A 5,772-nucleotide genomic window follows, 5' to 3' on the forward strand; every position below is an offset into this window, starting at 1 on the left:
TTAAAGCGACGGCATCAGCCGGCGCGGTGAAGGCGTTCCGGACGGCACGGCCGGAGAAGCCGCAGCCTTTGACCTTCGCCATCAGACCCTAGCGTCAGCCCGAAACCCGAAGGGGTTCGGCGGAGCCCGGCGGGTGCGCAGCAGCCGCCCTGGCGGAGTGGGGCTCGACGACCGGACAGCAGTGCTGGCCGGGAGCCGAAGGGGGCCATCGCCCTGCCCTGTTTTCGGGTTATGGCCACGGAGCTGCAGCGGAGAAAGATAACCAGCAGGACGACGGATATGACGCCCGGGATGAAGAACACAGGGAAAACCAGGCTGAAGCCAGGTACAGGCAGGTAACTCATGGCGCTCTGACTTCAGCAAAATCAGGCAGGAAGGGCAGGCGTTTTGACAAGACGGAGGGAGCCGAGGGGCAGCGCCGGAGGCGCGTCCCCCTTCCCCCGTTCCCCGCAGGGGAACAGACCTTCCGGGTTGTTCATGCATGCGACTGCACCCTTCGGGATGGAAAAAGGGGCTACCGGTAAACCGGCAACCCCTTCATAAAGGCGCTTCAGGCATGTCGTGGCAACTCAGCTCCTGAAAAGGCGGGGTTTCCCCCGCCTTCAGGTAGCTTACTTACCGGATTCGTAGGCCAGAACGGCAGCGACCTCCCGCTCTCCGTCCTTCAACCGGATTTCGCAGAGCGATTTTCGGGTGAGGAATGTGAATATTAAGAGTGTTAAACACACGATTAATACGCACCAGATAACAGTACTTCGCGGCAGTTTCATAGCTGACTTCTCCTTGCCTTTCGGCAGGTAAGCGGCCATACTGTTGTTGATCAGACATGCAGTGGGCCTCGGGTTAATTGAAAAATTACTCGGGGCTTTCTGCTTTCTGCCACACAACACGGTAACAAACCACCTTCACGTCATGAGGCAAAAAGCCTCAAGCGCCACGTCGATTATACCGGGCAGGTGCTATTTCTTACCAGGTATATCCACGCTTTATGCTGCTTATCGCCTGAAATATCTCAGGTATCCCCATCCCGCGATCACTACGCCCGTGACCAGCGCAAGATTAGGCAGAATCACGTCCCCCGCACTTACAAATACGGAATCAGAATTACCTTGCCCCCAGAATGCCAGCTTGTACCCGACGCCCCAGACAAAGAAGATAATCCCGGCACTCAGAACGCCGTATTTCATTACGCCGAGCAGGACTTTATCGAACCAGCCTGGCGTATCACGCCATGTGATGACCATCGCTAACATACTGCAAATGAACAGACCAGCATAATAACCTGTCGTGCCTTCCCATTCTGGGGCAGCATGCCTGACGATTAAAAAGAACAGCGTATACAATAATATAACGATTAAAAAGTACCTCATATTCCCGCTTTCCTTGTATTTGGCCATCTGAGCCGTCAGACAGCATTGTATCTGATTCATCGGGTGGACTTGCCATTGAAATATGTCGGACGTGCAGCCAGCTCACGCTCGATTAACTCATCGGCAAACAAAGGGGCAACACGATTGATCCGTGCCTGCATGTTGCGCCTTCTCACCGCTGCTTTTCGTTCATCGCTCCAGCGCTGGAGCTGTTTCTGACCGAGAAAATCCACGCATACAGCGTAACCTGAGCCAGCAACCCAGCGTGCCATCACCTCCTCAGGTGCCGCCTGCCCTGCCTCCACGACAACTGAAACCAGCTCCAGTGGACCTGGGCAGGGCTTGTGCGGCAACTTCCAGCGCAGGGAATAGCGCCACTTCATACACCGCTCCGGTCAGCCAGCTTATTTGGCACCTGCCAGCGTTCAGCGACACGAACATGCTCAGGTGTTTCCCGGACAATAAACGGGATTTCATACATCACTGTATACAGTGGCTCGCCGCTGATGCGAAGCCAGTCAAGTTCCTTCAGCGACGCGAACCGCGACTGCCAGCGCCAGAACGGTCCGGCAAGCTCTGCCGCGTCAAACTCGTCGCTCCACCGGGTGTACCAGGTGCAGACGGTTTCCGGTGACTGAAAATTCAGGTCGATTTTTGCCTGCTCCAGCAGGTTCTGGCGCAGTTTCCAGCGCTGTTCGTACTCACGAGACTGGCGGCGCAGCTGGCGCGTGGTCTTAATGCCGGACCTGTGCAGCCGTCGACCCGTGCGGGTGTGCATGACTTCAGGAAACAGTTCGGCCTGTACGTCAATCGTGAGCGGCAGCGGGCAGGCTTCGCCACTGGTGGCGATCATCGTGTTAAGTGCCTCCTCGACCTGTTTCAGGTTTGAATGACGGTTATTTGGCACCCAGTGCAGGCCGGGTATTTTATTGGCCACCGTGGCGTTGAGACGTCCGCTACCCGTGAGAAGGCGCAGAAAGGTACGGACATACGGCATGGCGGGCAGCCGTGCGCCGCGTTCGCGGGCAGACTCAACATGGCTGATAGCCTGTATTGCAGCCTGACGGGCGGGCTTCAGGGAAACGAGCGCGTGTGAGGACGGGATCATGCTGTCACCTCCACATTCATCAACTTCACCACGGTGCTGGCAGTGCAGTTAAAGCGGCGCATACCTGCCAGCTGCGCGACCATCTGGTTTATCCGATCAGGCTGGAGCGTGTCGCTCTGGTAAAGGGTACGCACCACGTCACCGCCGGAGGACAGCAGCACCAGAAGCCAGTACGGCGAGACTTCGCCGGGGCTGCACACGCACAGATGCCAGTCATCACTGCCGTCCGCGCTGAAGCGGCACTGGACGGGGAAGAAGCCGCCGAACTCGCTGCGGAACTCGGCGCAGACGCGCCATCCTTCAGGTGTCGACAGGAGGCCGGTCACGGCATCGCTGAGGGCGCGGCGCGCGTCCTCGCCCTGATGACGGATAAACTCCAGGTCGGATGCGGTCAGGGTGTTGATTCGGTTCAGGTCATATTGCATGGTCATGTCTGTTCCCGCCGCCCGAAGGCGGCGGCCTCCGGTATTAAGCAGCGTGGTCAGTGGTATCTGCGTCGGTTTCGGTGGCTTCTTCAGCCCCAGCGGCTGGCGCTGTGCGCACCATCCAGTCAGGCAGCCAGCCCTGAGCATTCAGATCCTGTTCGGCGGCCTTTGCCGCATCGCGGCGCTTGAGCTTCACAATCTCTCCGGCGCGGGTACTCAGTCCGGCTTCTTCATAGGCTTTGCCAATCTGGGAGATCGTGAGCTTACCGAAGTAGCTCTCAGCATCCGGCTGCCACCATTTGCGCAGGTCAAAGTCCAGCGCCGCTTCCAGCCCGTCCAGTTCGCTTTTCTGCGTATGGTTGTACATACGCTCCTGAATACCGTTGATACCGTGTGCCGCACAGAATCCCAGCAGGGTGTTTATCTGCTCTGCTGACCATGACAGCAGCCAGGTGAAATCGAGATGCCAGTTTTCTGGCAGCGTTGCCTGAAGCGCTTTTTTCTGTGCATTGAGCGCCGTCAGCGCCTTCCCTTCGTCACCGGATGGAGCCAGTGATGCAAGGTGATACTGATTCGAGGACACGGAGGCTTTCAGCGGTTGGCTGCGCTTGGCTGCGCTTGCCGTGGGTGCGTTCAAAGAGCGCAAGACACAGCGTCCACGTCAGGAGCGCCACCGATACGTCAGGACGACCCGCCAGTTCGGCCTGAACGGCGAGAGTACGTTCGGCTGACATGGCCTTAACCAGCGTTGCCGGATAGGCGTCTGCGGGAATGTCAGGCGTGGTGTATCTGATCACGTTCTTTTCACGTTCCTGACGCGCCTGTTCTTCAGCTGCCCGGTCTTCGTCGGTCAGCTTGCGGATACCTGGCTGAACCCGAAAATTGTTACCATCCCATGACACCCAGATACCGTGGGCGGCGCGAAATTCCGGCGTGGCTTCGCGGTACTCCGCCTCGCAGTAAATGTCATCGATCTGCTGCTGAAGCTCGTATTCGTCATCGCAGGTTTCAGTGGCGTCCCTTTGTTCTTCCAGCTCGCTGACGCGCTTCTGTTCTTCTTCCGTCAGGACAGCTTTCGGCATGGCAAAACGGTAAAGTTCACCGTCCTCACCGCTGAAGCTGAGTTCCGTCATACGATACTCAGCCCAGCCCCAGCCCTGCTCCTGCTTAACGCGGGCGGCGAGCACGGTGAGCTTGCCAGCCAGCAGAGATTTCACCAGCGCCGCATCGGCAAAGGTGCTGTCCTTGTCGCTGAACAGGTCGGCGGTCAGCGTACCGCCAGCGGCGGTATAGGCTTCCTCGCCCACATACTCAAACATCGGGTGACTGATGGCCATCTTGTCGTCGGTCACCATTTTGCGCAGGGTCTGTACGGCAGGATCGCGCCACTTTTCAACAGCCTCTTTCCAGACCTGCTCCTGACGCTCATGGGTATCAGCAAGTGTCAGGACTTCACACTGTTCAAGAGAGATTTCATCCCGCGCCAGCGCATCCAGCAGGGAGGGGGCAAGATTCGCCAGCTTCAGGCAGCGCTGAACGTGGCGCGGGTGATAACCCATCAGTGCGCCGATCTGAGAAGCCGTTTTACCTTCCTGCTGAAGGGTACGAAAACCGATAATCTGCTCGGCGGGATGCATGTTTTTACGTCGACCATTCTCGATCATCGAGGCCGCCACCGCCATCTCCACGGGCAGGACTTTCACCGGAACAAACGGTGTGTCTGCATCGAGCACACCGCGCATAACCAGAATGCCTGTGCCTCTGCGGCGACCTTCCCCGCCGACAATGCCGATCGTACCGTCCGGCAGTTCTGCACCGATCAGGTTCTGGAGGATGCCCATTGCCTGAATGCTGTCTGCCATCTCTTCCACTTCCCGATCGGTATGCGGAATGATGCGCGTGTTTAAGCCAGTGTGTGACAGGCGGGAGTACGGGAAGATTTGTACGGGCGTATCAGCGAGCAGCTGGACGAGCTTCTGCTCGGTAGACTGCGCGATTTTTTCCGCAGATTTTGTCTGACGGGTGGTCTTGGCTGTCTTTTTTGCCGTAGTATTGGTGGCGACCATGATTTTTACCTCTCAGTGATAGTTGTGGTTAGCCGTGGCCGGAGGGCTATCCGGTCACGGCACTCGATTAATCAGTGATGCGTTTCGGATGTGCTGCCAGTGCAGCAAAGGACGGATAGCCATCAAGAACCTGCATCATGACTTTTGCCCCTTCCAGCATCGCTTTATCCGTTACGCTGCCGCTGTTTTCACATACGTTGATCGTTGCCACGATCCCCGATTTCACATCTGAAAAACGCTCATACATGCGGTTGCTGTACAGGACGCGTTTCCCTCCTGCCATCACCTGCCAGTTGTTGCAGTCGTTAAAACGTGTGTCCACGTTGTCAAACTCGACCACGTGGGTGTCGCTGGCCTGAATGCGCAGCAGCTTCACGATTTCGGTGCTCTGCCCGACCTTACGGGTCGCCGGACGGGTGTTAAGGTTCTGCATGTTTCCTCCTTCTCTGGGTTAAGGCCGGACATCCGGCCTACGGTTAAAGCTGCACGTATTGCAGGTTGCGTTTCAGTTCCAAAAGAAAATCCGGTTCAAACGACCAGGCGTGCCAGTTAAGCGTTCCGTTGGTGCGGATCTCCACCTGAACGTCGCCGTACCGGGACACATCGGACAGAGTGACGGTGACCCCCGCTTTCAGCGAAGTGGCCTGAGCCACCCACTCCCGTGCGACAGAAACAGGGTTTTGTTCTTCCCCCATCTTCCTGGAAGATTCTTGAGCGGCGGTTTTGACGTTGACGTTTCGTGTGTGCATCCTGGTTTTCTCCTGTGGTGATGGTTGTCCATCTCCCTGGTGAGTTCTCTCGCG

The 5,772-nt window shown here is 57.4% G+C and carries 9 protein-coding genes and 1 pseudogene; all 10 read right to left on the reverse strand.

All coding sequences use genetic code 11. The features are described 5' to 3' along the window. Positions 1-611: 611 nt before the first annotated feature. Positions 612-731 carry a type I toxin-antitoxin system Hok family toxin gene (locus tag ACMWLG_RS25185; protein ID WP_274205380.1) on the reverse strand — a complete coding sequence of 40 codons (120 nt, stop codon included), beginning with the start codon at positions 729-731 and terminating at the stop codon, positions 612-614. Continuing rightward, positions 679-828: pseudogene (locus tag ACMWLG_RS25190) on the reverse strand (DUF5431 family protein); the annotation flags it as partial. The gene ACMWLG_RS25185 and the pseudogene ACMWLG_RS25190, both read right to left, overlap by 53 nt. A 167-nt stretch (positions 829-995) precedes the next feature. Continuing rightward, positions 996-1,370, reverse strand: coding sequence for a hypothetical protein (locus tag ACMWLG_RS25195; RefSeq protein ID WP_045261362.1), 375 nt, complete (start codon positions 1,368-1,370; stop codon positions 996-998). 56 nt (positions 1,371-1,426) lie between these two features. Further along, positions 1,427-1,753: a hypothetical protein gene (locus ACMWLG_RS25200; RefSeq protein ID WP_045261357.1), complete on the reverse strand. Its 327-nt coding sequence runs from the start codon at positions 1,751-1,753 to the stop codon at positions 1,427-1,429. Next, the gene (locus ACMWLG_RS25205; RefSeq protein WP_029404097.1) at positions 1,750-2,478 is read right to left on the reverse strand and encodes a plasmid SOS inhibition protein A; all 729 of its coding nucleotides are present in this window, start codon (positions 2,476-2,478) and stop codon (positions 1,750-1,752) included. Before ACMWLG_RS25205 ends, ACMWLG_RS25200 begins: the two co-directional genes overlap by 4 nt. Further along, positions 2,475-2,909, reverse strand: coding sequence for a conjugation system SOS inhibitor PsiB (gene psiB, locus ACMWLG_RS25210; RefSeq protein ID WP_045261358.1), 435 nt, complete (start codon positions 2,907-2,909; stop codon positions 2,475-2,477). Before psiB ends, ACMWLG_RS25205 begins: the two co-directional genes overlap by 4 nt. Positions 2,910-2,946: 37 nt before the next feature. After that, entirely contained in the window at positions 2,947-3,486 is a 540-nt protein-coding gene (locus ACMWLG_RS25215) for a hypothetical protein (RefSeq protein WP_406542960.1), read from the reverse strand. Next, a complete protein-coding gene (locus ACMWLG_RS25220) occupies positions 3,440-4,969 on the reverse strand; it encodes a ParB/RepB/Spo0J family partition protein (protein WP_406542961.1) in 1,530 nt (509 codons plus the stop codon). The genes ACMWLG_RS25215 and ACMWLG_RS25220 overlap by 47 nt, the downstream gene beginning before the upstream one ends. Positions 4,970-5,036: 67 nt before the next feature. Further along, a complete protein-coding gene (locus tag ACMWLG_RS25225) occupies positions 5,037-5,402 on the reverse strand; it encodes a hypothetical protein (RefSeq protein WP_045261360.1) in 366 nt (121 codons plus the stop codon). Positions 5,403-5,445: 43 nt separating this feature from the next. Beyond that, entirely contained in the window at positions 5,446-5,718 is a 273-nt protein-coding gene (locus ACMWLG_RS25230) for a hypothetical protein (RefSeq protein WP_047028265.1), read from the reverse strand. Between the last annotated feature and the right edge of the window lie 54 nt (positions 5,719-5,772).

The organism is Enterobacter sp. 01-M-02-SI-ECC (assembly GCF_047530595.1).
GTDB classification, from domain to species: Bacteria; Pseudomonadota; Gammaproteobacteria; order Enterobacterales; family Enterobacteriaceae; genus Enterobacter; species Enterobacter cloacae_M.